Annotated in this window: 1 protein-coding gene; it reads right to left on the reverse strand. The window is 36.9% G+C overall.

The annotated features are described in order from the left end of the window. A partial coding sequence (locus PX636_RS11220; protein ID WP_288117216.1) for a non-ribosomal peptide synthetase occupies window positions 1-1,993 on the reverse strand: 1,993 nt, incomplete at both ends.

Genomic DNA, 1,993 nt, shown 5'->3' on the forward strand with positions numbered 1-1,993 from the left:
GTCTGAATTTCTCCTAATTCAATGCGTAAACCTCTCAGCTTGACTTGATTATCAATCCGTCCTAAATATTCAATGTTTCCATCAGGAAGATAGCGAGCTAAATCCCCGGTTTTATATAATTTCCCCTGAGCAAAAGGGTTAGAAATAAATTTTTCTTGAGTTAATTCCAGACGATTGAGATATCCACGCGCTAAACCCATTCCACCAATATGTAATTCTCCAGCAACACCAATAGGAACCGGTTGGAGATAACTGTCGAGAATATAAACTTGGGCATTAGCAAGGGGACGTCCAATAGAAATTTGGGAATTTGGCTGACAGCACCAGATAGTAGTCTCAACCGCTACTTCTGTTGGTCCATAAGCGTTATATAATTCACAGTTTAACTGCTGAAAAAATCGTTGATTGAGTTCATAAGATAAGGCTTCTCCCCCGACAATTACTCGTTTTAAACAGTGGCAATCTTTGCTCTTGGGATGTTGCAGAAAAACTCGCAATATTGAGGGAACACAAGTGAAATAAGTTACCTGTTCTTGCACAATTAAATCTATTAAATAATCTATATCTTTATACCCGTCAGGTTTAGCCACGACTAGGGTAGCACCAGATGTTAAAGATGAGAAAACTTCCCAAACTGAAACATCAAAACTAAAGGGAGTAATTTGGAGAATGCGATCTTCAGAGTTAAGATTATAATTGTCAATATTGTATTTTAGAGTATTGCAAATTCCTTGATGAATATTCATCACACCTTTAGGTTTTCCTGTTGAACCCGAAGTGTATATAACATAAGCTAAATTTTCTGGTTTAACTGGAGAGGTCAAATTCTCTTGACTATAATTAGCTATCTTTAACCAATCTGTATCTAAACACAGTATTTCGGCTTGATTTTCGGGCAGAAATTGAACTAAAGATTGCTGAGTTAACAACAGAGAAATCGCCGAATCAGATATCATATAATCCAAGCGCTCAGGGGGATAATTAGGAGCCAAAGGAACATAAGCTCCCCCGGCTTTAATAATTCCCAATATTCCGATGATCATCTCAAAAGAACGCTCAATAAAAATCCCCACTAATACTTCTGAAGTTACGCCTTTTTCTTGTAAATAGTGACCGACTTGATTAGCTCGATTATTTAACTCTCGATAGGTCAATTTTTCGCCGTCAAAAATAAGAGCTATTGCCTCGGGATTATCTCTAACTTTTTCTTCAAATAACTGGTGCAAACACTGTTGAGAATAAGCGACTTCGGTTTGATTCCACTCTATTAGTAATTGATGCTGTTCTTCAGGGGTTAATAAATTAATCTCAGATAATTTACAATCGGGATTCTGAATTACACTTTTAATAATTTGTAAAAAGTGACCGTTCATTCTGGCGATGGTTTCAGGCAAAAATAAATCTGGCTCATATTCGATCACTAATGTAAGATTATGACTATCTTCAAAGAAGCTCCAAGTCATATCAAATTGAGCCATGCGTGGTTTTAAGGGATAAGGTTGATGTTCCAAACCAGGAATTTTTAAGACAGTTTTGCTTTCTTTACCCAGTAGAGAAAACATGACATCAAATAAGGGATTTCTGGACAAATCACGTTCTAAATTGAGAGCGGATACTAATTTATCAAAAGGATAATCACGATATTCATAAGCATCAAGACAGGTGTTAGTTACTTCCCCTAAGACTTGCTTAAAAGTTACTCCCTCTGGTAATAAAGATCTCAAAGCCAAGGTGTTAACATAAAACCCGATCTGGTTTTCTAAATCAGGATGATTTCGTGCTGAAATAGGGATACCAACCACTAAATCCCGTTGGCCGGTGTGACGGTAGAGTAATATTTTAAAGAAAGTCAGTAGGGTAATAAATAGAGTCGTCTGATTTCGAGTTGCAAAGGTTTGTAATTGTTGGCTAAGACTCTCACTAAATTGATAAGTGTAGGAAGCCGCTTGAGAAGATTTTACTTGAGGTCGAGGGAAGTCTATCGGTAAGTTTA

Origin of the sequence: Microcystis sp. M53598_WE2, assembly GCF_030067735.1 — a bacterium.
In the GTDB taxonomy this organism is placed as follows: domain Bacteria; phylum Cyanobacteriota; class Cyanobacteriia; order Cyanobacteriales; family Microcystaceae; genus Microcystis; species Microcystis aeruginosa.